Annotated in this window: 20 protein-coding genes; 12 read left to right on the top strand and 8 right to left on the bottom strand. The window is 37.8% G+C overall.

The annotated features are described in order from the left end of the window. Nucleotides 1–9: 9 nt before the first annotated feature. From AC2117_RS04990 to AC2117_RS04975, 4 genes are all read right to left on the bottom strand, one after another. Nucleotides 10–2,772 (bottom strand): M16 family metallopeptidase, encoded by a 2,763-nt coding sequence (locus AC2117_RS04990; protein ID WP_133972320.1) that lies wholly within the window; start codon nucleotides 2,770–2,772, stop codon nucleotides 10–12. 128 nt (nucleotides 2,773–2,900) lie between these two features. Further along, nucleotides 2,901–3,716, bottom strand: coding sequence for a PhzF family phenazine biosynthesis protein (locus AC2117_RS04985; protein ID WP_133972318.1), 816 nt, complete (start codon nucleotides 3,714–3,716; stop codon nucleotides 2,901–2,903). A 147-nt stretch (nucleotides 3,717–3,863) separates the two neighbouring features. Then, nucleotides 3,864–5,255: an L-cystine transporter gene (locus tag AC2117_RS04980; protein WP_145988274.1), complete on the bottom strand. Its 1,392-nt coding sequence runs from the start codon at nucleotides 5,253–5,255 to the stop codon at nucleotides 3,864–3,866. A gap of 184 nt (nucleotides 5,256–5,439) precedes the next feature. Beyond that, entirely contained in the window at nucleotides 5,440–6,345 is a 906-nt protein-coding gene (locus tag AC2117_RS04975) for a LysR family transcriptional regulator (RefSeq protein ID WP_133972314.1), read from the bottom strand. 48 nt (nucleotides 6,346–6,393) lie between these two features. Here AC2117_RS04975 and AC2117_RS04970 point away from each other — a divergent pair, with 48 nt between their 5' ends. Beyond that, nucleotides 6,394–7,620, top strand: a complete 1,227-nt coding sequence (locus AC2117_RS04970; protein ID WP_227549230.1) for a YbfB/YjiJ family MFS transporter — start codon at nucleotides 6,394–6,396, stop codon at nucleotides 7,618–7,620. Beyond that, the gene (locus tag AC2117_RS18975; RefSeq protein WP_227549229.1) at nucleotides 7,617–7,742 is read left to right on the top strand and encodes a hypothetical protein; all 126 of its coding nucleotides are present in this window, start codon (nucleotides 7,617–7,619) and stop codon (nucleotides 7,740–7,742) included. The genes AC2117_RS04970 and AC2117_RS18975 overlap by 4 nt, the downstream gene beginning before the upstream one ends. A gap of 36 nt (nucleotides 7,743–7,778) precedes the next feature. Here AC2117_RS18975 and icd read toward each other — a convergent pair whose 3' ends face one another. Beyond that, nucleotides 7,779–9,035 carry an NADP-dependent isocitrate dehydrogenase gene (gene icd / locus AC2117_RS04965; protein WP_133972312.1) on the bottom strand — a complete coding sequence of 419 codons (1,257 nt, stop codon included), beginning with the start codon at nucleotides 9,033–9,035 and terminating at the stop codon, nucleotides 7,779–7,781. Between the two features lie 196 nt (nucleotides 9,036–9,231). Between icd and AC2117_RS04960 the strand changes: the two genes are divergently transcribed. Continuing rightward, a complete protein-coding gene (locus AC2117_RS04960; RefSeq protein WP_075431495.1) occupies nucleotides 9,232–10,020 on the top strand; it encodes an rRNA large subunit pseudouridine synthase E in 789 nt (262 codons plus the stop codon). Nucleotides 10,021–10,137: 117 nt separating this feature from the next. Here AC2117_RS04960 and AC2117_RS04955 read toward each other — a convergent pair whose 3' ends face one another. After that, a complete protein-coding gene (locus tag AC2117_RS04955; protein ID WP_133972310.1) occupies nucleotides 10,138–12,375 on the bottom strand; it encodes an NADP-dependent isocitrate dehydrogenase in 2,238 nt (745 codons plus the stop codon). A gap of 398 nt (nucleotides 12,376–12,773) precedes the next feature. Continuing rightward, entirely contained in the window at nucleotides 12,774–14,477 is a 1,704-nt protein-coding gene (locus AC2117_RS04950; RefSeq protein ID WP_133972308.1) for a M61 family metallopeptidase, read from the bottom strand. A gap of 170 nt (nucleotides 14,478–14,647) precedes the next feature. Here AC2117_RS04950 and AC2117_RS04945 point away from each other — a divergent pair, with 170 nt between their 5' ends. The 9 genes from AC2117_RS04945 to AC2117_RS04905 all read left to right on the top strand — a co-directional run bounded on the left by AC2117_RS04945 (nucleotide 14,648) and on the right by AC2117_RS04905 (nucleotide 25,352). After that, nucleotides 14,648–15,967, top strand: a complete 1,320-nt coding sequence (locus AC2117_RS04945) for a D-alanyl-D-alanine carboxypeptidase PBP6B (protein WP_133972306.1) — start codon at nucleotides 14,648–14,650, stop codon at nucleotides 15,965–15,967. Between the two features lie 99 nt (nucleotides 15,968–16,066). Next, nucleotides 16,067–17,353, top strand: a complete 1,287-nt coding sequence (locus AC2117_RS04940) for an NAD(P)/FAD-dependent oxidoreductase (protein WP_133972305.1) — start codon at nucleotides 16,067–16,069, stop codon at nucleotides 17,351–17,353. Between the two features lie 136 nt (nucleotides 17,354–17,489). Beyond that, the gene (locus tag AC2117_RS04935) at nucleotides 17,490–17,972 is read left to right on the top strand and encodes an FKBP-type peptidyl-prolyl cis-trans isomerase (protein WP_003650377.1); all 483 of its coding nucleotides are present in this window, start codon (nucleotides 17,490–17,492) and stop codon (nucleotides 17,970–17,972) included. 117 nt (nucleotides 17,973–18,089) lie between these two features. Beyond that, a complete protein-coding gene (locus AC2117_RS04930; RefSeq protein WP_133972303.1) occupies nucleotides 18,090–19,532 on the top strand; it encodes a cryptochrome/photolyase family protein in 1,443 nt (480 codons plus the stop codon). Between the two features lie 198 nt (nucleotides 19,533–19,730). After that, nucleotides 19,731–20,474, top strand: a complete 744-nt coding sequence (locus tag AC2117_RS04925; protein ID WP_133972301.1) for a hypothetical protein — start codon at nucleotides 19,731–19,733, stop codon at nucleotides 20,472–20,474. Beyond that, nucleotides 20,474–21,370 carry a hypothetical protein gene (locus tag AC2117_RS04920; RefSeq protein ID WP_133972299.1) on the top strand — a complete coding sequence of 299 codons (897 nt, stop codon included), beginning with the start codon at nucleotides 20,474–20,476 and terminating at the stop codon, nucleotides 21,368–21,370. The genes AC2117_RS04925 and AC2117_RS04920 overlap by 1 nt, the downstream gene beginning before the upstream one ends. Beyond that, nucleotides 21,357–22,610, top strand: a complete 1,254-nt coding sequence (locus tag AC2117_RS04915) for a glycosyltransferase family 2 protein (protein ID WP_133972297.1) — start codon at nucleotides 21,357–21,359, stop codon at nucleotides 22,608–22,610. Before AC2117_RS04920 ends, AC2117_RS04915 begins: the two co-directional genes overlap by 14 nt. Beyond that, nucleotides 22,607–24,451 carry a hypothetical protein gene (locus AC2117_RS04910; RefSeq protein WP_133972295.1) on the top strand — a complete coding sequence of 615 codons (1,845 nt, stop codon included), beginning with the start codon at nucleotides 22,607–22,609 and terminating at the stop codon, nucleotides 24,449–24,451. Before AC2117_RS04915 ends, AC2117_RS04910 begins: the two co-directional genes overlap by 4 nt. Further along, nucleotides 24,429–25,352: a hypothetical protein gene (locus AC2117_RS04905; protein WP_133972293.1), complete on the top strand. Its 924-nt coding sequence runs from the start codon at nucleotides 24,429–24,431 to the stop codon at nucleotides 25,350–25,352. Before AC2117_RS04910 ends, AC2117_RS04905 begins: the two co-directional genes overlap by 23 nt. On the opposite strand, the gene wecB is transcribed toward AC2117_RS04905, so the two are convergent. Then, nucleotides 25,337–26,479: a non-hydrolyzing UDP-N-acetylglucosamine 2-epimerase gene (gene wecB / locus AC2117_RS04900; protein WP_133972291.1), complete on the bottom strand. Its 1,143-nt coding sequence runs from the start codon at nucleotides 26,477–26,479 to the stop codon at nucleotides 25,337–25,339. The genes AC2117_RS04905 and wecB overlap by 16 nt on opposite strands.

The following is a 26,479-nucleotide window of genomic DNA, read 5'->3' as shown; positions in this document are numbered from 1 at the left end:
AAGAAGGCTTTATTTTTTTGCTGCCTGACCATATTGATCAGCCATAACTTCGACTAAATGTTCAGGTTTAATATACTTTTTAATTACTGTGTTTACGTCCGCAACAGTCAGTTTAGTTAACTCTTGATCATGGCGGATTCGGTCTTGTAATGTTTTACCAGACTCAAGCTGGAGATTTAACATTCCATGAATATTACGTTCATCTTCTAAAGCCGTAACGCGTTTCTTCATGATATCTGCTTTAGCGGCTTCAAGCTCTTGCTCAGTCACACCATTTTTCAACAAGTCATTCAACACTTTATGTATTGATGCAGAAACCTGCGCTGAGCGACCCGAAGTGTAATTTGCACTAATGCTTAAAGCACCTACATTAGTATCGCGATCAAGCTGTAACCCACTGCCAAAACCATACACTAATGCATTTTTCTCACGAAGCTCTTGAGCCAAACGTGATGAAATTTGAGACTCACCTAAAATATAGTTAAGTAAAATTAAAGCAGATGCATCAGGATGGTTTTTCCCGACTGGTAGCGCAAGTACGCTCTGATAGCTACCAAATTCGCGCTGCTCAGATAAAACATGAACTTGCTGAGCTGGAAAATCAACGTGATCAATCAAGATCTTTTGATAAGGTTGTTTACCATTCCAACGACCAAATTCCTGATCAAGTAATTTCTGCATTTTTTTCGCATCAAACTTACCCGTAATGGCAATTTGAGCATGGTTCATTGCAAAGAAATGCTCGTACAATTCTTTCACTTGTTCCTGAGTAGCACTTTTCAATTGCTGTTTTGCCAGTTCCGGTTCAAAGTGATAACGCAAATCACCCGGTTGATATTCTTCAAGCAAACGTGAGAGTGTTAAGCCAGCAACTACATCTGGTTCAGTATAAGGACGATCAAGACCTGATAAACTCTGTGATTTAATCAAATCAAATTGGGATTGCTCAAATTTTGGATTTTTCATCACATCAAGTGCAAACTTGAAAAATTCATCAAATTTTTCTGTTTTAGACTGAATGTTAATGGTCATACCATTGCCGTCAGCACTTGCATAAGCCGCACCGCCCGCATCAATCGATTTATCGGCAATATCCTGCAAACTATATTTATCGGAACCACGGAGTAATAAATATGAGGTTAAATCGACAACTGTGCCTTTATTAAATAAAGATTTCTCTGTTCCGAAATCCATCGTAATTGTGGCATAAGTACGATCATCACGTGTTTCAACTGGGAATAAAGCGTACTTCATTCCATTTTTCAGTTTGCCACGGATAATCTTTTTCTCATTACTTTCTACATACTGTTTTGAAGTTTTTAAAAACTCTGTCACTTCTTGTTGATAGGCTTTCGGGTCTTTTAAAGGTTCTGCCTTTGCTGCCACCTGATCTAGAGTTTTAGGGGCCTCTTTTGAATTTTGCTGTTGAGCTTTTTTCTGATCTTCAGGTGTTGGCAAAATATCCCCGTCAATACGATGCTCAGCAACAAGGAACTGTTTTAAAGTTTGATTCACATCATCTAGCTTAACATTTTTTACCGAATCTAAATCTTTAAAATATTGATCCCATTGCCCACCAGCGACCGTGTAATCACTTAAACGCGACCCAAGTGCTACCGCATCTTTGGTGATTAAGTCACCTTGAGTTTTCATTAAACTTTTAACACGATTTAATTCAACTTCAGTAAAAGGCTTCCCTTTCTCGATACCCGTAAGTAATGAGTTTTCAACTTTTTTAGGGTCATTACTTGGTGCATATATAGCGCCTAGGAATACCACATTAAAATCTTGGTCTAACCACGTACTCGCCTCAACATTTGTGGTAATACCTGTTTCAACCATGTTCTGATATAAATGACCACTTGGTTGCATGGTATATAACAAAGGAGCTAACGCTAGTGTCGGCTGAATTTTGGTATTTTTTCCATTCATATAGATATGGAACTTCGCCAGATCACTTCCCTTTTTTACTACAAACTGACGATTTTTTATTTTTGTAGAGTCGAGCACAGGAATCTGAACAGCTTTAGGAACCTCACGCGCTGCGATTGGACTAAAATATTGGTCAATTGTTTTTAAAACTTCTGTCTTATCGAATTTACCTGAAACAACCATGACTGCATTATTCGGTGCATACCAGCTACGATAAAAACGGTCTAGCTCAGACATTTTAATAGATTTAAGCTCAGGCAAATCACCAATCGGTAAACGCCCTAAATATTGGTTGCCATAGGCTGACTTCCACATTTGATCCATCAGGACAGCAAAAGGCTGATCCATGCGGACTTCACGTTCGCGTTTTACGATTTCAATTTCGGAAGGAACAAATTTTTCTTGTAGAACCAATTTATCCATACGTTCAGATTCAAGGTACAACACTTCATTGAGTGCAGTCTTTTCTGGGCGAACGATGTTGGTATATTTAGTCGAGTAATAATCTGTGCTTGCGTTCGTCATCAAAGTATATTGATCTAGACGACGCTGGAATTCTTCCCCTTTAACATTTTTTGTCCCCTTAAAAGCTAAGTGTTCAAGCAAATGAGCTAAACCACTTTTGCCTTGTGGGTCATTTAATGAACCCGTCAAATAAATGGTGTTAATAAAGATTTTATTTTCTTTGTCATTCGGTGCAAGTACAACCCGAAAACCATTATCTAATTTATATTCCTCAATATTTTGCTTGCTTTTTACTAGTGTGGTTTGTGCCCAAGTTGCAGCACTTAAACCAAGAATACATAGGGAGAGAGTCAGTTGTTTAAACTGCATAAACATATAAATTCCAATTAATTTGAATAATAAAAAATCAATATTTGGGAGTACTATAGTAGGAAATTTGAACTTTTTTTCATAGTAAAGTTTTGAAAAAAAAGCCGTTTACTTAAACGGCTTTTGCTTTTCTGCTAAAGGTAAATCTCGGCTTGCATATAAAGCTTCCCATATCCTGAAATTTCAATACGTTCTTCAGACAAAATCTTGCAATGTAAAACGCCACCTCGACTAGAAGCCTGATAAGCCACAATATTATTTTCCCCAAGTTTTTCTGCCCATAACGGCGCTATAGCAGTATGAATTGAACCTGTGACTGGGTCTTCATCAATGCCTGCGACAGGTGCAAAATAACGAGATACACAATCGTATTGCTGGTCAGATTTTGAGGTTATTGCAACCTCCATCTCACTTGCTGTAATAGCAGTACGTTTACCTAATATTTTGAGCAAGTTCATGTCAGGCTGCTCATCCAATACATCTTGCACTGACTCATATTCAACAATGTAGGCTTGAACATTTTGATAAACCGCTTTAAAAGGTTTAGTTAAAGCTTGATGTAAAATAGCAGGATAATCTTCAACTTGATGAGCTTTACGAATTGGAAAATCCATTCTGATTTTGCCATCATCATCTTGATGAATCACAAAAATACCTAAGTTTCGTACATGAAAATTAATGGTCTTTTTTTCGGTAAAATCTTTAAATATGACAAACGCACTGGCAAGGGTAGCATGTCCACAAAAATCGACTTCAACCGTTGGAGTAAACCAACGGATTTCATAATTTTCAGAGTCTATAATTTTTACAAAAGCAGTTTCAGACAAGTTATTTTCAAGTGCTATCTTCTGCATTAAATCTGCATCTAGCCATTCTTTTTCTACAATAACTGCCGCAGGGTTTCCTCGAAATAACTCTTTTGTAAAAGCATCGACTTGATACATTTTCATGATATGCAACTCTTTTAAATTAACTCATTGTCTTCAATTTTTTTAAATATAAACAGACACAGATTTTAAAAAATTAGCATTACAGCTATGATTCACACATAAAAAAACGACCCAATCCAATGAGATTGAGTCGTCTCTTACAGTTTATTAATGATGTGTTAGTTCAATTTCATCTTCACTGTTTAAGATTTCTTTATCTGTCTGGCCCATCAATTGACTGGTAACAACACCCGCAGTCATTGAACCATTTACATTTAACGCAGTACGTCCCATATCAATTAAAGGTTCAATTGAAATAAGAAGCGCAACCAAAGTTACAGGTAAGCCCATTGCAGGAAGTACGATCAGTGCAGCAAAAGTCGCACCGCCACCTACTCCAGCCACACCAATTGAACTTAAAGTCACAATACCAACTAACGATGCAATCCACATTGGGTCTAGCGTGTTAATTCCCATCGTTGGCGCAACCATTACCGCTAGCATTGCTGGATATAAACCAGCACAACCATTTTGGCCAATTGTTGCACCAAATGAAGCAGAGAAACTTGCAATAGATTCAGGAATACCTAAACGACGAGTTTGTGCTTCAATGCTCAGTGGAATACTTGCAGCGCTTGAACGGCTGGTAAATGCAAACGTTAAAACAGGAGCAACTTTCTTAAAGAATTTAAGCGGAGAAACACCTGTAAGCGTCAAAATAATGGCATGTACGACAAACATAATCGCCAAGCCTAAATAAGACGCCACCAAGAAACCGCCTAAGTTTAAGATATCTGCAACATTCGAACTTGCCACAACTTTGGTCATGAGTGCAAAAACACCATAAGGCGTTAAGGTCATCACCAAACGAACCAGCTTCATCACCCAAGACTGTAAAGTCTGGATAGCCGTTAAAATACGCTGACCTTTTTCTTCATCATCTTTCATTAAGTTTAGCGCTGCTATCCCTAAGAAGACGGCAAAGATAACCACACTAATAATTGAAGTGGGGTTTGCACCAGTCAATTCAGCAAATGGATTACTTGGAATAAAGGAAAGAATAAATTGCGGTACACTTAAATCGGTAACTTTGTCCACATAGTCTGTATTAATGGCAGTTAAGCGTGCAGTTTCGGCAGCACCTTGCACCAAACCTTTTGCTGTTAAGCCAAACAGATTAGTAACAAACACCCCTACGAGCGCAGCAATCAGCGTTGTGAAGAGTAAAGTACCAATCGTATAAAAACTGATTTTGCCTAAAGATGAGGCTTGGTGTAATTTTGCAACCGCTCCCAAAATAGACACAAACACCAAAGGCATAACAACCATTTGTAAAAGTTTTACATAGCCGTTTCCAACGATATTAAACCAGCTAATAGATTCAGCAAGAATCGGATGGCCACCGCCATAAATCAAATGTAGTCCTAAGCCAAACACCACACCTAGAATTAAGCCAGCCAGAACTTTTTTTGATAAGCTCCAGTCTGTTTTACGTGTTTGGGCGAGTAAAAATATTAACCCGACAAAAACCACAATATTGATGATTAAGGGTATATTCATTCCCAGACTCCAAATTATTGCTTGTGTCATCTTTCAAGGGGGCATATTTGACCATAGCCGGCCTATATAAACTACCCTTTTCAACAATTTTATAGCATCAAGATGATTACAAACCTGCGTGAGAATATAAAATGACTTTTAAATACATATATATCACTTTTAATTTATAAATTAAGTGAGATATTTATGTATAAAAATCAGCCTCCACATAAGCAACCTTTAATTCAAATTGTTGCTCAATAAAATAAATAAATTGCTTTAAATTAGTTCCCCATGTTTCGGGTAACTGGGCAACTAAATATGTAGTGAAAAAAGCAGATTCCGTATTTAGTCCAAAACAATTGACTGAAACTTTATCCGCAACTTTTGAGAGATATGACTTAGGTAATAAAGCAAAACCAACACCTAACTCTACACAACTCACAATTCCGTCCAGACTGCCCATTTCCATAATTTGCGAAGGTGGGATACTAAAGTCATTCAAGAAAAGCTCTATTGCATGTCGATATGAACAACCTTGCCGAAATGCTATAAATCTGGTTTTTGCAAGAACCTCTTTTTCTGGAAAGCTATGTTGCTGCTTAGAACAAACCAGAACCAGTTCTTCATGCCACACAGGAAAACTATATAACTCAGGAATGGAATGTTTAGATGCCACAAAAGCACAGTCCAATTCACCCTGATGTACAGCATTTAATAAATAACGTGTCGGATGAGTTTGTAGCTCTATAGGTAAAGTGGGATATTGCTGCATACATTGATTGAGTAACTGTGGCAAACGTATCGCAGCAGTGGTCTCCATACTTCCAAGTCGAATTGATTCAGCAGGATCAATTCCACCTTCTTGAAAGATTCTTTTAGCTTTATGGTGTAGTGCAAGCATTTGAACAGCATAACTATGTAGCTGTTGTCCTGCATTGGTTAGCGTCACTGGGTTATGGCGATTTAATAAAATCACACCCAACTCTTCTTCAAGTTTTTTTATATGGCTGGTGATATTCGATTGAACGGTATACATTTTTTGTGCAGCCAATGAAAAACTCCCACTCTCTGCGACCGCCAAGAAAAACTCTAGTGACTTTAATAACATTACACTATCTCAAAATAAGATAACTATCATCTTATTAAATCATTTTTAATGATCACAAAACTAGCTTTTAATAATAAAAAAATTGAGCGTCTTCTCATGTCTACGTTTTATCGAATGAGCTTACTTGTCTTTTTGGCAACTTGTTTGGGTATTGGAGTGTTCAGATTTTCATATACTGCGCTCATGCCGATCATGATTGAGCAATATCACTGGACCCATGATTTTGCCAGCTTCTTAGGGAGTGCAAATTTATTGGGATATCTCATTGGTGCCTTATTGGCATTATTGAGTATTAAAGAAAAGTACATCCCATCCATGATCGTACTCTCAACTATTGCCGGGAGCCTCAGCCTCCTAGGCTGCTCATTCATGGATATGCCTCTGGCATGGTTCATTTTCTGGCGTACGGTTTCTGGTATTGCTGGCGGCTTGCTTATGATTTTAGCCCCGAGCTTTGCCATGAAATACATTCCCACCACGCAAAGATTAAAAGTTAATTTTTTAGGATTTAGCGGGATTGGTGTGGGTGTCTTATCTGCCACCATTATTATTCCTGTACTTAAAAATATGTCTGTTCAATATGTTTGGGATATTTTTGCAAGCATTTCTATATTAGGAAGCGTACTGCTTTATCAATTACTAAGAACTAATACAGCTCAGATGATTAAGCCGCATTCTACAAACCTGCAAGCCTCGCAAAAATCACGTTTAGGCCTAGTCATTATTATTGCCTACATGTGCAGTGCCTTTGCTTATATTCCTCACTCTCTATTCTGGATGGATTATTTATCTGGAACTTTGCATTTTTCATTAGAACAAAGGAATTTATTTTGGGTTCTCTATGGAGCAGGAAGCTGCATTGGTGCATTTGTCGCTTATTGCTTAAGCCGAATAATAGGATATTTACACACCATTAAATGGTTATATGCCATTTACTGTCTAGCTGTTGTTTTACCTTTCTTTTCCCAGACCACTTCTTTGCTCGCTTTATCCTCCTTTTTTACAGGATTACTAACCCCCGCTACGGTGTTTATTAGCTCTTATAGCCTCTTACAAATTTATGAGCAACGTTATCAAAAGCTATGGAGCCTTGCCACGATTGGGTTTGCTAGCACTCAGCTTTTAGGCGGTGTCGTCATTAGTACTTTGCATCATTTGCACTGGTCTTATGCACATCTCTTCCTTTTGGGTGGAATCGTTCTACTCTTTGCAGTTTGCCTTTTATTTCCTGTACGGCCTACTTACATCTCAACTCTCGGAGAAACCGAATTATGAAATCTCTGTTCTTGCCGCTATTTTTAATTGCCTTTGTTCTTATTATTCAGGCTTTAGACCAGAGTTATCAAAAGAAAGTCGGCATCACGAAGACCACTAAATACCCTGAATTTTTGCAATAAAAAAAGCCCTCAACCGAGGGCTTTTTTAATAGAAGATTACTCTCCCATATGTTTTATAATCGCGTCACCAAATTCAGAGCAACGTAACAAGGTTGCATCTGGCATTAAACGCTCAAAATCGTAAGTTACGGTTTTAGCGGCAATCGCTCCTGAAATTCCTTTAATGATCAGATCAGCAGCTTCTGTCCAGCCCATATCACGTAGCATCATTTCAGCAGAAAGAATGATTGAACCGGGGTTTACTTTATCTTGACCTGCATACTTAGGCGCAGTGCCATGAGTAGCTTCATAAACTGCAATTGCCCCGCCAATATTCGCACCTGGTGCAATACCAATGCCACCTACTTCCGCTGCCAAAGCATCAGAGATATAATCACCATTTAAATTAAGGGTTGCAATAACAGAGTAATCAGCGGGACGCATTAAAATTTGCTGTAAGAATGCATCCGCAATCACATCTTTAATGATGATGTCTTTACCAGTCCTAGGGTTCTGAATTTTAACCCATGGACCACCATCAATGAGTTCCCCACCGAAACGATCGAGAGCGAGCTCATAGCCCCACTCTTTGAACGCCCCTTCGGTATATTTCATGATATTACCCTTATGAACAAGGGTCACCGAAGGCTTATCATTTTCAATTGCAAACTGAATGGCTTTGCGTACTAAACGCTGTGAACCTTCTTTCGATACAGGTTTAATTCCGATACCACAGCCTTCTGGAAAACGGATCTTTGTCACACCCATTTCTTCTTGAAGGAATCTAATGACTTTTTTAGCTTCTTCAGAATCGGCTTTCCATTCAATGCCCGCATAAATATCTTCCGAATTTTCACGGAAAATGACCATGTCGGTTAATTCTGGGTGTTGAACAGGTGAAGGAACACCTTCAAACCAACGCACTGGACGTACGCAAACATATAAATCCAATTCTTGGCGTAAGGCAACGTTGAGTGAACGAATGCCACCACCGACTGGTGTCGTTAAAGGACCTTTAATTGAGACAACAAACTCACGAAGTGCTTCAAAAGTTTCTTCCGGCATATAGCTGCCATAAATTTTATTGGCTTTTTCGCCGCAATACACTTCCATCCATTCGATTGAGCGTTTGCCACCGTAAGCTTTTAAAATAGCAGCATCTACGACTGCTTTCATGGTTGGTGTAATATCCACACCAATACCATCACCCTCAATAAAAGGAATAATTGGATGATTTGGTACATTCAGTGACAGGTCTGCATTTACCTTAATTTTGTCACCATCTGCAGGAACCACAATCTTCTGATAACCCATTGTGTGAATTCTCCCTTTTATAATACTTAATTAACTAAAAATAATTATCGATACACAATACTTTCAACTCTTCTTAACGCATAATAGCTTAATTGAAATTAATCATTTTTGGGATTTATATGAGAAATAATCAGATTTCTCACTTAAATAAACCTCAATGTTTTCTCTAGTTATTTGAAAGAAGAAGTCATTTTTTATGAAAATTGTCATTCTCAACAAACCATATGACGTTCTCTCCCAGTTTCGTAAAGACGAAGCGCATATGACCGTCTCTGACTTTGTTGATGACCCGACTTTGCGTTTGGCAGGCCGTCTTGATATGGACTCTGAGGGTTTAGTTTTTTTAACTGATCATGGTGGTTTGAATCAGTTCATTACTAACCCTGCGAATAAAAAATACAAAACGTATTTAGTTCAAGTTGATGGCGATGTAACTGAAGAAGCGCTTGAGCAGCTTCGTAAAGGTGTAGAACTTAATGATGGTATAACGCTTCCTGCCACCGCCATTAAGGTAAGCGAGCCAGAATGGTTATGGGAACGTAACCCACCTGTACGTTTTCGTGCAAATATTCCAACATCTTGGATCGAAATTTCAATTTGTGAAGGCCGTAACCGTCAAGTACGTCGTATGACTTCTGCGGTAGGTTTTCCAACTTTACGTTTAATTCGTACCAAAATTGGTTCAATTGATTTAGTTCAACTCGGCTTAAAACCTGGGGATGTTAAAGAAATTGAGCCTTTGCTTTACCCTGATTTTAAAGATGTGCCTGCTGAAGAACCTTATCGTTCACGTTCATATGTGAAAAAACCAGGCGGCACTGGCGGCAAGCCAATGGTTCGTAAAAATAAAGACGGTTCTACGAAGAAGTCTGGTACAAAACGCATTTGGCAGATGGATGACGGTGAAAAACCACGTCGCAAGACCAATGGTACAACTCGTCCAAATGCTAAAGCACCCCGTGGTCGTGGCCGCAATGATCGATAAGATGTAAGCTTTCAAAGCTCACCTAGGTGGGCTTTTTTAATGACTTTTATTTTTCTAAAAATAAAAAAGCCGGTGCATATGCACCGGCCCTTAAGCTATTTACTAACGAATTAGTAATTAAGCATTAACAGTTGCAAGAACTGCATTGAATGTAGCACTTGGACGCATTACAGCATCTACTTTTGCTTTATCAATTGCATAGTAACCACCGATGTCAGCTGGTTTACCTTGTACTTGAGCAAGTTCAGCAACAATCTTCGGTTCGTCTTGAGCTAAAGTTTTTGCAAGTGAAGCAAATTTAGCTTTTAACTCAGCATCTTCGTTCTGTGCAGCAAGTGCTTCAGCCCAGTAAAGTGACAAGTAGAAATGGCTACCACGGTTGTCAATCTCACCGGTACGGCGTGATGGAGACTTACCATTATCAAGCAATTTGTCAGTCGCTTCATCAAGAGTCTTAGCAAGTAACTTAGCACGAGCATTATTTTCTTTAATACCCATCTCTTCCAAAGAAGCAGCTAGGGCAAGGAACTCACCAAGCGAATCCCAGCGTAAATGGTTTTCTTCAACAAGTTGTTGTACGTGTTTCGGCGCTGAACCACCCGCACCAGTCTCGTACATACCACCACCCGCCATAAGCGGAACGATAGACAACATTTTCGCAGAAGTACCAAGTTCCATAATTGGGAACAAGTCTGTTAAGTAGTCACGTAAGATGTTACCAGTCACAGAAATAGTATCTAGACCACGTACTACACGTTCAAGTGTGTAACGCATTGCACGAACTTGCGACATGATCTCAATATCAAGGCCAGTCGTGTCATAATCTTTTAAATACGTTTGTACTTTCTTGATCAATTCATTTTCGTGTGGACGGTACGGGTCAAGCCAGAAAATCGCAGGCATGCCTGAGTTACGTGCACGAGTCACAGCAAGTTTAACCCAATCACGAATCGGTGCATCTTTAACCTGACACATACGCCAGATATCACCTTCCTCAACGTTTTGAGTTAATAAAACTTCACCAGTTTCAAGGTCGGTAATATTTGCAATACCAGCTTCTGGAATTTCAAAAGTTTTATCGTGAGAACCGTATTCTTCAGCTTTTTGTGCCATCAAGCCAACGTTAGGTACTGTACCCATAGTTTTTGGGTCAAAATTACCATGCCATTTACAGAAATTGATCATTTCTTGGTAAATACGGGCAAATGTTGATTCTGGCATAACAGCTTTAGCATCATATTGCTTACCATCAGCACCCCACATTTTACCACCCGCACGGATCATAGCTGGCATTGAAGCATCAACGATGATGTCGTTTGGTGAGTGGAAGTTTGTGATACCTTTTGCTGAGTCAACCATAGCAAGTGCAGGACGGTGTTCTTGACAAGCATGTAAATCTTCAATGATTTCTTCACGTAATGACGTTGGAAGAGTTTCGATTTTCTCGTATAACCCAGCCATACCGTTATTGACGTTAATACCTAATTCGTCAAATAACTTACCGTGTTTTTCGAAAGCTTCTTTGTAATAGATTTTCACACAGTGACCAAAAACGATCGGGTGTGAAACTTTCATCATTGTCGCTTTTACGTGTAAAGAGAACAAAATCCCCGCTTCTTTACAATCATCAAGTTCTTTTTCATAGAAATCACAAAGTGCTTTCTTGCTCATGAACATTGAATCAATGATTTCGCCGTCTTGTAGCGCAACTTTTGGCTTAAGAACAATGCTCTTACCACTGTTCGTGATAAGTTCCATTTTCACATTACGTGCGCGATCAAGTGTCATTGATTTTTCGCCATGGTAGAAGTCACCTTCTTCCATATGTGAAACATGAGTTTGTGACCACTGTTTCCACTCGCTCATTGAATGAGGGTGTTTTTTTGCGTAATTTTTAACTGCTGCTGGAGCACGACGGTCAGAGTTACCTTCACGAAGGACAGGATTTACTGCTGAACCAAGGCACTTACCATAACGAGCTTTGATTGATTTTTCTTCTTCGTTTGCAGGATTTTCCGGATAATCAGGAATTGCATAACCTTTTGATTGGAGCTCTTTGATACATGCAGTTAATTGCGCAACAGACGCACTGATATTCGGGAGTTTGATAATATTAGTATCTGGATCTTGTGTAAGACGACCTAGCTCTGCAAGGTTGTCAGTTACCTTTTGCTCTTCACTTAGGTATTCAGCGAATTCTGCGAGCACACGTGCAGCTACAGAGATGTCACTTTTAATAATCTCGATGCCAGCTGGCTTAGTAAAGGTCTCAATGATCGGCAGTAGCGAATAGGTCGCCAATAGTGGCGCCTCGTCAGTCAGTGTGTAAATAATAGTTGACTTTTCACCAGCCATATATAGCCCCTTCCGTTTGATTGAGTGTTGAGGACCGAGCTTTTGGCCCAGTGCCTACGAACCGATATACTTAAATAAAACCCTGAGAGTATCGACTCTCATTGCCTTTCAGTCAACGAAATATCCAGTGATAACGACATTTCGTGGCGAAATAATACATAATTCAAATATATAGATAATTTTCTGATATCTAAGTCATTGTAATATACACATTCCGATCACTTTTCAGGCATTAAACATCATTAAATTACATGAGATATCTTTCAGTGTTCTGACAATTATTATACTTTTCATTCAAAATAAACTCAAAGGTAAAACGGATTTCACCATTTGAACGTACTTAAAAGTAAAAACCGATGTGCAAAACATCGGTTTTTTATAAACTATTTAGCTTTAATCTAAGCTTTTAACCATTTTTCAGTTTTAGCTTGATCTTCAACGACAAGTTCAACTTCGGTTAAATCAGATGTAGCACAATCGACTTCAAAAGATATTAACTCATCACGACGGAAAGCAAATACGGTATAAGGGCCACCCTGTTTTGCATACTTCTCGATAAGCTTAGTGGACGCTTTTAAACCATCAATTGCAATAATCACATCAAGAGCAGAAATACCTGCTTTTGCTCCAGCGCCCTCACGGCGAGCACTTTGCACAAGCACACCTTCTGGCTTATCGACAAGTTTCAAGCCCAAAGGTAAAGATTTGTCAGTTTTAACTCTGTAGCTTAAGCCAAACTCTGGCAGTAACTGATCAAGTGGCAATTCGTCGGTTGTATTAATCAAGTGATTGATTTGTTCAATCCAGCTATCGCCAGTCAGCTCTTTACATAAGTCAAAAATGGTTCGCTCATTTACTTGAAGACCATTTTGAGTATTTTCATATAAACGGCGCATTAAAGCATCAAGGCTAGAACCACGTAAACGTAAACCTAAATCTAGACAAAGCGCAACCAATGAACCCTTGTTGTAGTAACTGGTACCCGCATTATTTGAGTTTTCATCTTGACGATAAAATTTAATCCAAGCATCAAAACTTGATTCAGAAACAGACTGGATAAGACGACCTGGATTTTGCAAATAGCGATCAATTTGTGCTTTGAGTAAATCAAGATAAGATTTCTGAGAAATCACACCGCTGCGCAATAAAATCAAGTCATCATAATATGAAGTAAAGCCTTCAAATATCCACAATAAAGAAGTGTAGCCTTCTTGGTGTAAATTATAATTTGCAAAGTTTTCTGGGCGGATAAACTTTACTAACCATGAATGAAAATATTCATGACTACATAATCCTAAAAAGCGTTGATAGTCTTTAGAAGGTTCAGTTGGTTCATTTAATTTTGGCAAATCGTCGCGTGGTGTAATAAGGCTTGTGCTATTGCAATGTTCTAATCCACCATAACTATTCCCTGTTGCCATAGTCATAAAGGTATAGTTTTTAAATGGCGCTGAACCGAACATATTTATTTCAGTCGCACAAATCTTTTCAATATCGGCTTTTAAGCGATCAAGATTGGTATTGTGCGAACCAGAAATTACAAACTCATGTTCAATGCCATGTGTTTCGAAGTTAAAGCGCGTTTGATCAGCCAGTTCGAACGGACTATCAATGAGTTGATCATAATGATCAGCTTTTAAAGTGAAACGACCTTTAACTAAACTCTTAGAATTTAAACCTGTCGCCAACTGAAAATGCTTTAATTCATCTGGCAAGAAAATTTCCAACTCGCAAGCAGATTGTTCTTGTCCTTCCAAACCTAAACATACACACGCTGGATTAATATATAGACGAGTCTGGTCTACATATGCGCCACGTACAGACAAATCATATGCGTAGACATCATATTCAATCGTCATTAATTCATGATCTGTATTAAATAAACGCCAACGATTTTTGCTGGTTTTTTTAATATCCAACATACGTCCAGCTTCATCGTAAGCTTTAACGGATTCAATATGTTTTGAGAACTCTCGAATTAGATAACTACCCGGAATCCACGTTGGCAGCCAAAGTTCCTGATTCGGATTGGCTAAAAAACGAATTGTTACGTGAACAAGGTGCTGTTTGTAATCATCGAATTCAATTTGATAATGCAACATAAATTTTTCAATTTAAAATAAGAACGGTTTCACATTAGATTATCACTTTTTTGTATCGTCTTGCGTAGATGTATTTTTTGGCAACAATTCACACTAGCCTTCTATAAAAAAAAGGCATAGCATGCTGTGCATCTGTGTTCAGTATTTACCAGTAAACGTTAAGGTTATCCGTGAAATTTTTTCTATCTCTTTTTACCCTATTCAGTATTTTCTGCACCACGCTAGCGAATGCTTCGCTACTCAATATTGCACCTGAAAGTGTTGAAGCCGCTGCATGGACTATTGTGGATACTCAATCGGGTCAAATTATTGCCGAGCATAATAGCCATGTGCAACGCGCACCAGCATCTTTAACCAAAATGATGGTTGCTTATATTGCCTTAAAAGAGATTAAAGCTGGAAAGCTGAAAAAAGAAGAAATCATTACTGCAACACCAGTGGTTGGTGTAGTGCAATGGGATGAATCACAAATGTATCTTAAAGCTGGTGAACAAATTTCAGTTGATCAGTTATTGGCAGGTTTAATTGTGATGTCTGCTAATGATGCAGCCGTGACTTTAGCTGAAAAAATTTCGGGTGATGTTCCTCATTTTGTACAACGCATGAATCAGGAAGCTCAGGCTTTGGGTATGAAACATACGCATTTTAGTAATCCTGCTGGTATTACCATGTCTGATCATTACACCACCGCTCATGATTTAAGCTTATTAGGTCAGGCTGTCGTTAAACAAACACCTGAATATTTGCATTATTCAAAAATGCCAAGCTTTAGTTACAACCAACGTTTTCATCATGCGACTAACCTTGCTTTGAAATATGAACCATCTGTTGATGGTTTAAAAACTGGTTATACGAAAGCAGCTGGTTATAATTTGGCATTAACGGCGTCTCGCCCTTCATTTTCATCTGACTTAGCTCAAAGACGTTTATTGGTTATTGTTTTAGGTACCCCGAGTGCAGTAAAACGCGCTGAAATTGCAGATAAATTAATGAATCTTGCTTATACCTATACACGCGATGAAGTCATTATTCCTGAGCAGAAATTAATTGCCGAGCTGCCTGTTGTGAAGTCAACTTTAAAAATGTTTAAGGTCGCAACAAAGCAACCCACGATTGTGACTACTTCTTTATATGCGGACCCAGCACCGATTGACTTAAATAATTTTGATAATGTGACTCAGCGCGTTCAGGTACTTGATAATAATTTGCAACCCAAAGTTATTGCTCCACTCGAAACGACTCAAACACACGTAAATATTGAATTAAATGAAAAACAACTCACTGCGCCATTAATGAAAGTCATGAGTTTGGCAACAGTATCTATTTACCAAAACAATCAACTTATCCGTAGTCTTCAAATTGAAGATAACGTGCATATTGAAGAAGCCAATATTTTCCAAAAAATCATGATGTGGTTTTCTAGTCTCTTCTCTATTTTTTCATCAAGTGAACACAGTGCTGCAAAACTCTATCCACTAGATTCGCACTAAAAACATCAAATTGTGCACAGATGCACAATAAATTTTATAAAAAAAAGATGGCATAATTCAGCCATCTTTTTTTTACAGAAAAATAATTAGGTGATAAAAATGACCCAAAATTTACATCATATTGTAATTGTTGGTGGTGGTGCTGGAGGCTTAGAGCTTGCGACACAACTCGGTGAAACTTTTGGGAAAACTCATAAAGCGAAGATTACGTTAATTGACCAAAACCTGACGCATATCTGGAAACCTTTGCTTCATGAAATTGCTGCTGGATCTTTAAATCCACACGAAGAACAAACTAACTATTTTGCCCATGCAGAAAAACATCACTATGAATTTGTGCTTGGAACATTAGTTGGGGTTAACAAAGATCAAAAAATAATTGAGTTAATTCCTCCTCAAGTCTCTAAAGAGCAGAACACCGATGTGCAGCAATTGAGTTATGACACGCTTATTTTAGCGCTTGGTTCGGTGTCAAATGACTTTAATACAGCAGGCGTGCGTGAAAACTGCCATTTCCTCGACAGCAGAAAACAAGCCGATATTTTTCAGCAAGATTTATTACATCTATATATTGAAGCTCAAAACCAGCCAAATCAGTGTACTTTAAATATTGGGATTGTGGGTGCTGGTGCAACAGGTGTAGAACTTGCTGCCGAACTCATTGAAACAACTAAAAACTTTTATCGATATGGTTTAAAAAAGATTCATCCAAACCAAGTCAAAATTACGCTTATTGAGGCATCCGAACGTATTTTACCTGCCCTCAGCGAAAAAACAGCTGAGCATAGTGCAAAACAGCTCGAAAAAATGGGCATTGAAGTTTTAACCAAACATCGCGTTGAAAAAATTGATGAGCATTGCATCTATTTCAGTAATGGTAGCCAGTTAAATAGTGATATTACCGTCTGGGCAGCAGGTGTAAAAGCACCCAAGGTTTTAGAAAACTTTAACGATTTTGAACGCGACAATATTAACCGCCTCATGGTCTACGCAACATTACAAACCTATTCAGACCCAAATGTATTTGCATTTGGTGATTGTGCACATTGCCAACTTGATGCAAGACATCCTCCTCTTGGGCCACGTGCTCAGGTTGCGAGCCAACAAGCGAGCTTTTTAGTCGATGCTATGGCAGCTCGATTAAACAATCGTTCACAACCTATGTTTAGATTTAACGACAAAGGTTCACTCGTGTCTTTAAGCCGTAATAAAGCCGTTGGAGAATTACTTGGCGATGTAAGTGTGCAAGGCTATATTGCCAAAACCATGTATGTATCTTTGTATCGTTTACACCAAGCAACAATTCATGGATACACTCAGGCTGGACTACTCACAATGAAAGATTTACTTACAAGACGTGTACGTCCAAAAATTAAACTATATTGAGTTGAATTTTTTAAGTTCATCCCTATTTAGATAAAAACGCATTATATAAAAGTGTTAAAGATTCAAATTTTGTAGTCTACAAAATTTATTTTTCACTTTATGATGTACGCTTTAATTGATTGAATGGATCAAAAACATGACTGCTATTGCAAATAACCACGTGGTTTCATTCCACTACAAATTAACAAACGCTGAGGGTGAAACACTTGATCAATCTCAAGGTGAACCACTTGCCTATTTGCACGGTGCAGGCAATATCATTCCTGGTTTAGAAAATGCATTAACAGGTAAAACTGTTGGTGAAAAATTTACTGTTAACGTACCAGCAGCTGAAGGTTATGGCGAATACAACCCAGACCTAGTTCAAGAAGTTCCAGCTCAAATGTTCCAAGGTGTTGAGAACATTCAACCTGGTATGCAATTCCAAGCTCAAACAGACGACGGCGTACAGATCGTTACTGTTAAAGCAGTTGAAGGTGACAACATTGTTGTTGATGCAAACTTCCCACTTGCTGGTCAAGATTTAACTTTTGAAGTTGAAATCGTAGAAATCCGTGAAGCTTCTGAAGAAGAATTAGATCACGGTCACGTACACGGTGCTGGTGGTCATCACCACTAATTCATCTGTAAAGATGATAAGAGCAAAGCTTCGGCTTTGCTTTTTTTATGTATTTATTTTTATATACTATCTGAATAACAAACCTCTAACTCACTCAACTTTATAAGGGTATCTTTCATGTCAAACGTAAATCAGCTTATTTGGTTTCGTCAGGATTTGAGAGTTCGGGATCATGCTGCGTTATGGCATGCCTGCCAACAAGGACCTTCGATTGGGTTAATTATATTGTCGCCTGAGCAATGGAAAATACATCACGATGCACCTATAAAAATTAATTTCTATTTACTTCAGCTTCAACAATTAAAAAAAGAATTAGAACAGCTTAATATTCCACTTATCATTCAAGTCATTCCCCACTGGAAAGATATTGCAGATTATATTTGTGAACTCACACATCAACTCCATATCGAAAATGTTTACTCGAATATAGAAGTAGGCGTGAATGAGTTGAAAAGAGATAAAACTGTACAACAAGCTTTAAATCAGCAGAATAAAGAACTTTTTTTATTTCATGACCGTACAATTTTCCCTTTATGTTCCATTCGTAATCAGTCGCAGCAACCGTATCAAGTTTTCAGTGCATTCAAAAAAGCCTGTTATTCGAAACTAGATATAAGTGGTTTGCCTCAGTGCTATCCAGTTCCTGAGAAACAAAATGCCTATCCGCAGTCTTTTTCAAATATAAAAAGTTTAGATTTAGAAGAAATTGAAGCTTTTTTTGACTCATCAATTTCTAAAGAGCGACAAGACTTATGGCCGACCGGAGAAGATTTTGCTCTGGAACAGCTCGATTTATTTATTGAAGATCATTTATCTCATTATAAATTAGAACGTGACTTTCCAAATGTAAAAGGCACTAGCCAACTTTCTCCATATTTAAATCTTGGAATTTTATCTATTCGACAATGTTTACAGGCTCTCTTTCGTGCTGAACATGGCAACTTTCATCTGGCAGACGAAGGCCAGCAAACATGGTTAGATGAATTGCTTTGGCGCGAATTTTATCAACATATTTTATTTGATTTTCCACATGTCTCTAAACACTTCCCGTTTAAGCAAAATACTCAAAATATTAAGTGGGAAAATAATCAAGAGCATTTGGTAGCTTGGCAAACTGGTCAAACTGGTATACCGATTATTGATGCAGGCATGCGCCAGCTACAAAAAACAGGATGGATGCATAATCGAGTGCGCATGATTACTGCTATGTTTTTGTGTAAAAACCTACTCATCGACTGGCGTATAGGTGAAAAATGGTTTATGGAGCACTTAATCGATGGCGATTTAGCAGCCAATAATGGTGGCTGGCAATGGTGCGCTTCCACTGGAACTGATGCTGTACCTTACTTTAGAATTTTTAACCCTATTGCTCAATCTAAGAAATTTGATCCAAACGGAGACTATATTCGTCAATGGGTGGAGGAATTAGCTCATCTAGACAATAAAATGATTCATGAACCCTACTCAACTAAAGCTAATCTTCAATTAAATTATCCAAAACCAATTGTTGATTTAAAGGAAACCCGAACAAAGGCAATTGAAACATTTAAGAGTATTTAGACGTCCATTCAGTCTTTTATGTTTACTTTTAATTAAAAAAAAACGAGAAATTTGACTATAGTGTGACTTTACTCTAAAAATAATACTAAAGGGATTTATAAAAGGATAAACACAACAATAAATTCAAAAAGCATCACAATCACAGTTCATTATAAAAGTATAAAAATTAACATTACAAAAAAGGTAGCCAGAGCTCGCATGCAACAAAAGAACCCAGGAAGAACACTCGTCTTATGGATTATCGCAGCTCACCTCTTTATGGGAATGGTGGCATATGAGTGGTTGCCTGTAAGCTTTAGAGGAAGCTGGATTTTTATTCTTATTCTTTTAATTTCTGGTGCTTTTTTAGAAGTCGGTGCATCTTTAATTGTTGGTTTAATCGCTTTCGTAGGCGTGGCAGTATATTTCCTACTCGACCTAGGAGCACAAACACATATTGAACGTCAGCTCCTTTTACTTTTTATTATTCCTCTGATTCCTCTTTTTCTTAGTGCTGTACGCCACAATATTGAAATTAATGTTCAAAAATACCGTGACATTCAAAGTTATGATCGAAATTATCGCCGTGATATTTTCCCGCTTAGCGCCCTCAAATATTTTCAACGTAGTTTTTTTAAACTTCTTGATCATCACCATTTAAAAGACTATGAAGTCTTTAAAATCAAGATTCTAAACCGAAGCTTAATTAAAGAAATGTTAGGCGATGATGTATGGAAAACCACTCAAAATGAAATGATTAAAATTTTGAGTCAACATCAACCACAAGAAATTATTTTTCAATTTGCCGACGATGATCTGGAGAATATATACAGTATTGTAATTCGTAAGCAAAAAACGGTTGAAGAACCAGATTTTATAAAAAAGCTAAAAGAAATTATGACGTTGCGGCTTGAAGTGGAATATCAAATTATTCAAATTCCACCTGAAGAGGAGATTACTTAATGACTAATCTTCTTAATATTTGTGGAATTATTATCGCCTCTAGTCAATATCCAGATGGCACTTTACAGCAGTTTTATCGTCAATATTATCACTGTGAAGTTAAAGCTGAACAAACAAAAACCGAAATTCAGAATATTAATGACCTTTCTATGTTTTTCCCATCACAGGATACGTGGTGGCCTATTTTTACAATTGACCAAATCAGTTCGGATAGTTTTCAAGGTCTTATTCAAAAAGGAATAAAGCCAGGCATCATATTACCAGATGAGGTTTTTAGCTTTTCTCACTATTTCTTATTAAAAGAAGCAGTGAGCCAAGGTGCTATTCCCATTGCAATTTTTAAATCAGAACAACCTCAATATTTTGCCGCCAAAGCTACATTTTCGACTGCAATTGGTTTACGGCCTATGGCTGCTTTTGTTTCAACAGGCTGGGATGAAAACTTAATTTCACAAACTGCTGGCAGCTATATTGTTCAGTTTAATTCACAAGAACTCCCTCTGCCTTCTAGAGAAATTAGACAAAAGCAGCATTTATTCTATTCAGCTAAAAGTTTTAATGGTCATGTTTCGGGTTATGAAATTATCATTAACCCTCCTTCAGATCTACCGACCACAAATATTCGATATCCTCAACTCGGAATTTCATGGAAATTTAATAATATTAAATACATAAGCACTCCTGAACATATAAACACTAGTTTCCTTGGGTATATTTTTATTGGTTTAAGCACAGTCGTAGTTCCACTTGATCTTATTTTAACCACTACCTATCCAGACCTTCTTGGCACCTTCGGCAGCTATATTTCATGGATCTCCTTGGTGATCGGGGTGATTTTATTGTTATTGCTGATCTCGTCTATTATTAGGAGGGTTAAATCAAATGGCTCCCATTGATATTCTCTTCCTATTCGGTTTCTTAGGCATCTGGATTCCTCAAGCATTTTGGGCATGGTTAAGTTATCAGGCTTGGAAATATTCAAAAACAGCAGAAAAAGAGTTGCAGAACCTGCCTGTGCCAGATAGATGGCCCGTTTTGAGTGTTCTGATTCCTGCCTATAATGAAGGCGTAGTGATTGAAGATACTTTACATGCCATCGCTCAACAGGATTATCCAGCCGAAGCATATGAAGTTTTGCTCATTAATGACGGCTCTAAAGATAACACCCTAGAAATTGCCGAAAATCTAGCGCAGATTTATCCTTGCATAAAAATTGTAAATGTTCCGAAAGGAATGGGAGGCAAAGGTAAATCTAGAACACTTAATAATGGCCTACCCCATGCCAAAGGTGAACTCATTGTTGTCTATGATGCGGACAGTACACCCGAACCCAATTGCGTACGGTTATTAGCTCAGACCCTCATTGCCGATAAAAAATTAGTGGCTGTAAATGGCAAAGTAAGAACCCGTAATTGGCAAGATAGTATTTTGACTCGCTTTATTGCCATTGAGTTCATCTTTTTCCAATGGATTTTTCAAGGCGGACGTTGGCAACGTTTCCAACTATCCACGCTCATGGGTACTAACTATGTTATTTGGCGTGATGCGTTAGAAACCTTGGGCGGTTTTGATGAGAAGTCATTGGTTGATGACACTGAAATGAGCTTCCGGATTTTTATCGGCCAGAAACGAATTAAATGGGTACCCTATGCAATTGGCTGGCAACAAGATCCACCCTCTTTAAGCGTATTTGTTAAACAACGCTCACGTTGGACTCAAGGTAATTTTTATGTGACCCGTAAATATCTACCTGTAGCGTTAAGAACACCTTTTCCCATCGGAATTGAAATTCTGAATAACATTATGTGCTACGTACTTTTCGTACCCGCGTTATTCTGGAGCCATATCACCTTAACTTTGGGCTTACTTGGTATTGCAGGTATTTCAGTTCCGGGGCCATTTACCACTTTGTGGGGTCTTTCATTTTGCTTATATGTAGCACAAATGTGGTTTACCCTTTCTTTAGAAAAAGTTAAAGCAGAACTCTATTTTTACTCTGTTTTGTCTTATGTAAGTTACTCACAAATTTTTCTATTTATTGTATTTAAAGCCGCATATGACATGCTTAAAAATAAAATACAGGGTAACTCCCTTCAATGGTACAAAACGGAACGTAGCAAGGAGAAAAACAAATGAAAAAGACTTTTGACCTTTACCAAACGGTACAAGTGCTCCTTGCCAGCACCAGTCTAATGTTAGCCATGTCTGCTCATGCATATACTTGGGAACTAGACGATATTAGTACCTCCACCAAATATACGGTCGAGCCTCATTTCTTCTATATTGGGAAAGGTGCAGAATGGGAAAATATTCAATTTTCAAGTAACTACTCTACTGAAAATGATACAACTTTATTGGTTAAATATGATGACAAACTCATCTATAACACTACCTTAAATGGTGATGGCCAATTAAAGTTTGATATTCCTAAAAGTCAAAGCGGTTTTCATCGATTAGATTTTATTATTCAACAATATGCTAAACCATCAACACTTAACAGAACAAAGGAATCTTTCTGTTCTGAAGATATTGATCACTTAACCTACTTCAATAATTCCCAAATCGACTTTGTACCCATTCGAAAGGACTATCAGCTAAAATACTTACCAGATGCTTTATTTAATCCGCAAGCTAGACGACCTACCTCTTTTGTTGGAATTTTAAAATATAACCGTAAAGAAATTATAGAAGCCTCCATGCTCGCTAGATTAGCAAGCTCATGGGGTTCTGTAACTCCAATTGAGTGGGTTGACTCTGGGCAAACTAACTTAAATCCTGAAACGAATTTTATTATTGAAGTTATTCATTCATCCACTCCACTTAAAGGTGGAGCTTTAGTACAGATTGCAAAACCAAATGAAGGAGTAGCAACCCTATCAATTACCTATCACAGTCAACAAGAACTCACTGCTGCCATAAATGGACTAATTAACCCATTGTATGTCCAACAATTAAATACTAGCAGTGCAATTTTCCCCACTACTATTTCAAACCCGACATGGGCCCAATTTAAAAAAATTGAAACACTTTCAGACTTAGGAATTGAAGATTTTAGATTAAACCATGCTGAAAAGAATCTATTTCTTGACTTCCCTGCGGTGTGGCAACCAACAGATATCTTACAAGGGCAAATTGCTCTTCGTATTCAAAGTGGGCTATTACAAGGTTCAAATATTACGGCATGGATTGATGGTGGACTAGCAGGAAGCATGAAAACGGCTGATCTTGCTTCAGATCCAGTAAATAGGCAATTTAATATTTTTGCTAAAAATATTTCAAATACAACAAATTTCAGCTTAAAACTTGAAAACTCCGTAATTGCCAACTCTCAATGTCTACCCAATGCCCATGGTTCACTCTGGATTGATACAGCTAAATCTACTGTAAAACTCCCCCATAAACTCAAAAATGGAGTAGCTGCAATTTCCATGACTTTAGCAACGACCCCGACGATTGCAATTGATGATCAATCTGGGGCATTAAATATTGCTATTGTTCTAGGTCAAGTTGCAAAAAAGATGCTTTTAACACAAGCACCCATGCCTTTAAATCTAGTCCGTTATACCCCCAGCACGCCACAGTCAATAAATGTCCGAGTGAATAAAGACATCTACCAGCAACAAGTCTTAATGCATCAAGATATTATTTATTCACCTGCTGCTGTTAATGGTTTTATTGTGAGTTATGACAACAACCGTTTCGATGTTATTACCGATTCAGAAGGTGGCGCACAAACCTTTATGCATTTATGGGGGAAAATACAGCATAAAATTCCAAATAATGTCACCAAAATGTTGGTTTCAGAAAATGGAAATATTTATGTTCTACAAAAGCTCATTGTCGGAAATCAAAAAGCACCTTTAGTCCAACAATCATCTTTCTTCTTATTAGTTGTGATTATCTCTGCAATTATGATAATAATTATCTTCTTGTGGTACTGGTTAAGACGAAATAATGAGAAAACAGATACCAATTAAAATAGCTGCTTTTATTATTTTAATTATATGTAGTTTTATAGCTTATGCGGGGTTGTTCAAGCATCAAGGACAAGCCCCTCACATTGAAGGAATTTTCTGGCAGCCCGACAATAACACGACCCCACCAGAGGGAAACTGGCACTACTTGGGCGTTAATACATTTGTTCCCCAATGGTCTGTTGTTGAGTCTAAATCATGGTGGAAAGAGTCGAACTTTCCTCAATGGGAAAAAGCAATTAGTTTAGAGAAAATTAGACAAGAGCCATGGGCTAAAAATCTAATATTGGGCTTAGCCGGCGAATATAATGAACCCAAAGCTCGCGCAAATGTAACTGAGTTAGGTGAAAAATCTGCCGAAATTATAAAAGAGCAAAAAACGGTGCCTAAAGGTTATTATTTTCCAGTGGAAGCAGATCCTACTTGGTTAAGAGTAAGTGCTTTAGGTCAGGTTTTAAATAAACTTCCAGTACCAGTTTGGGTGAGTATTTATAGTGGTGAACGCGAACCTGAACATTATGATTTATGGGTTAAAAGCTGGCTACCAGAACATAACGGTGTTTTCTTCCAAGACGGAGTTGGCGTAGGTGTACGATCTCCTCAGCAAGCCAAACATATTTTAGACCAACTTGAACAAAAGCTTGGGAAAGATAAAGTAATTATAGTACTAGAAGCCTTTAGAGTTAAAAAGAATGGGCAATTTAGAGCCGCATATCCTTGGGAAATTATTTCTCAATTAAAAGCATATGAAGGAAAAACTGTCTATATTTTTGATGGACCTCACTATATGAATCGTTGGTCCGTCAATATTGTTAGCTTGTGGTATCGCCTCACTTATGGCGATACCAACAACACTTCCATAAGTGAGAATAAATCTTTAACTCATCATTATGCTAATTCATAAGATTGCGCAATTTGGTCAAGAATACGCTGAGCAGCTTGTCCGTCACCAAATGGATTTTCTACATGGGCCATTTTTTCATAATGCTGTTGGTTATTAATTAGCTTTTCAGCTTCTTCAATAATTTTTTGTTGGTTTGTACCGACTAAAACACCTGCCCCCACTTCAACAACTTCAGGTCGTTCTGTGGTGTCTCGCAGGATCAAAACTGGCTTATTAAATGATGGACTCTCTTCTTGCAGGCCACCCGAATCTGTCAAAATAAAAGTAGATCGGTCTATGACTGCCAATAGACTTGGGTAGTCTAATGGTTTAACAAGATGAATTTGGGAATGATCTTTAAACTTATTATGGACAACATCATGTACGGCAGGGTTTAAATGGACTGGCCAAATAAAATGTAAATTAGGATGTCCATTCGCTAAATGCTCAACTGCATTACAAATATTTTGAATTCCATCTCCAAAATTTTCACGGCGGTGGGCCGTAATAAGCACAACTTTATCATCTTGCTTTAATTGAATTCCATAAGGTTCTAGCTGATTTTTCAAACCTGATTTTTCAGAAATTAATTTACGTCCTAAATACACAGCATCAACAACGGTATTGCCTGTAACAGTAATAAGCTCTGGTGAAATTTGTTCATTGAGTAGATTTCTTTTTGATTGTTCAGTCGGAGCAAAATGCCATTTAGTAATACGAGAAACTAACTGACGATTTCCTTCTTCTGGAAAAGGATGATCTAAATCATAAGAACGCAAACCTGCTTCGACATGCGCAACAGGAACTTTCATTGAGAACGCGACTAACCCTGCCGCTAAAACAGTCGTTGTATCACCCTGAATAACGATAGCATCTCTTTTTTGACCATCGGTATATACTTGTTCGATTTGACTTAAACCATGTATTAATAATTGATTTAGACTTTGTCCAGCATTCATAATTTTAAGGCGGTGGTCAATTTCAACCCCAAAGAAATCTATCGCATCCCTGACCAATTCATCATGTTGTCCAGTAAAAATGACTTCAACTTGAAAACGTGAATCCTGTTTTGCCAATAAAATAACAGGAGCAAGTTTGATTAATTCAGGACGGGTTCCAAATACAATAGATATAAAAATTTTCTTCAT

The organism is Acinetobacter calcoaceticus, assembly GCF_900520355.1.
Taxonomy (GTDB): Bacteria; Pseudomonadota; Gammaproteobacteria; order Pseudomonadales; family Moraxellaceae; genus Acinetobacter; species Acinetobacter calcoaceticus_C.
This window is presented reverse-complemented; position numbering and strand designations above follow the sequence as displayed.

Excerpts from the sequence above, each read along its gene's own strand:
- AC2117_RS04990 (WP_133972320.1), bottom strand. The coding sequence starts at position 2,772 with ATGTTTATGCAGTTTAAACAACTGACTCTCTCCCTATGTATTCTTGGT.
- AC2117_RS04985 (WP_133972318.1), bottom strand. The coding sequence starts at position 3,716 with ATGAAAATGTATCAAGTCGATGCTTTTACAAAAGAGTTATTTCGAGGA.
- AC2117_RS04980 (WP_145988274.1), bottom strand. The coding sequence starts at position 5,255 with ATGAATATACCCTTAATCATCAATATTGTGGTTTTTGTCGGGTTAATA.
- AC2117_RS04975 (WP_133972314.1), bottom strand. The coding sequence starts at position 6,345 with ATGTTATTAAAGTCACTAGAGTTTTTCTTGGCGGTCGCAGAGAGTGGG.
- AC2117_RS04970 (WP_227549230.1), top strand. The coding sequence starts at position 6,394 with ATGATCACAAAACTAGCTTTTAATAATAAAAAAATTGAGCGTCTTCTC.
- AC2117_RS18975 (WP_227549229.1), top strand. The coding sequence starts at position 7,617 with ATGAAATCTCTGTTCTTGCCGCTATTTTTAATTGCCTTTGTTCTTATT.
- icd (WP_133972312.1), bottom strand. The coding sequence starts at position 9,035 with ATGGGTTATCAGAAGATTGTGGTTCCTGCAGATGGTGACAAAATTAAG.
- AC2117_RS04960 (WP_075431495.1), top strand. The coding sequence starts at position 9,232 with ATGAAAATTGTCATTCTCAACAAACCATATGACGTTCTCTCCCAGTTT.
- AC2117_RS04955 (WP_133972310.1), bottom strand. The coding sequence starts at position 12,375 with ATGGCTGGTGAAAAGTCAACTATTATTTACACACTGACTGACGAGGCG.
- AC2117_RS04950 (WP_133972308.1), bottom strand. The coding sequence starts at position 14,477 with ATGTTGCATTATCAAATTGAATTCGATGATTACAAACAGCACCTTGTT.
- AC2117_RS04940 (WP_133972305.1), top strand. The coding sequence starts at position 16,067 with ATGACCCAAAATTTACATCATATTGTAATTGTTGGTGGTGGTGCTGGA.
- AC2117_RS04935 (WP_003650377.1), top strand. The coding sequence starts at position 17,490 with ATGACTGCTATTGCAAATAACCACGTGGTTTCATTCCACTACAAATTA.
- AC2117_RS04930 (WP_133972303.1), top strand. The coding sequence starts at position 18,090 with ATGTCAAACGTAAATCAGCTTATTTGGTTTCGTCAGGATTTGAGAGTT.
- AC2117_RS04925 (WP_133972301.1), top strand. The coding sequence starts at position 19,731 with ATGCAACAAAAGAACCCAGGAAGAACACTCGTCTTATGGATTATCGCA.
- AC2117_RS04920 (WP_133972299.1), top strand. The coding sequence starts at position 20,474 with ATGACTAATCTTCTTAATATTTGTGGAATTATTATCGCCTCTAGTCAA.
- AC2117_RS04915 (WP_133972297.1), top strand. The coding sequence starts at position 21,357 with ATGGCTCCCATTGATATTCTCTTCCTATTCGGTTTCTTAGGCATCTGG.
- AC2117_RS04910 (WP_133972295.1), top strand. The coding sequence starts at position 22,607 with ATGAAAAAGACTTTTGACCTTTACCAAACGGTACAAGTGCTCCTTGCC.
- AC2117_RS04905 (WP_133972293.1), top strand. The coding sequence starts at position 24,429 with ATGAGAAAACAGATACCAATTAAAATAGCTGCTTTTATTATTTTAATT.
- wecB (WP_133972291.1), bottom strand. The coding sequence starts at position 26,479 with ATGAAGAAAATTTTTATATCTATTGTATTTGGAACCCGTCCTGAATTA.